Source organism: Mammaliicoccus sp. Q-M61, assembly GCF_022386055.1.
Taxonomy (GTDB): domain Bacteria; phylum Bacillota; class Bacilli; order Staphylococcales; family Staphylococcaceae; genus Mammaliicoccus; species Mammaliicoccus sciuri_A.
The window spans coordinates 1-273 of the sequence record NZ_JAJNJL010000043.1 but is presented as its reverse complement, the minus strand read 5'-3'; the positions used below and the strand labels follow the sequence as shown (position 1 = coordinate 273).

Genomic DNA, 273 nt, shown 5'->3' with positions numbered 1-273 from the left:
CCTCCTTTCTAAGGATATTACGGAATGACCATTAGGTCATGGAATAACGGAGACATATTGTATTCAGTTTTGAATGTTTATAACATTCAACTTAAGAATGGGCCTATAGCTCAGCTGGTTAGAGCGCACGCCTGATAAGCGTGAGGTCGATGGTTCGAGTCCATTTAGGCCCACCATTTTAAATTGCACATTGAAAACTAGATAAGTAAGTAAAATAGATTTTACCAAGCAAAAAACCGAGTGAATTTTTAACGAAATTCAACAAGCTTAATA

At 36.6% G+C, this 273-nt stretch carries 1 tRNA gene; it reads left to right on the top strand.

The features are described from left to right. Positions 1-99 precede the first annotated feature (99 nt). Positions 100-176, top strand: a tRNA-Ile gene (locus LQ677_RS14625). The last annotated feature ends 97 nt before the right edge of the window (positions 177-273 follow it).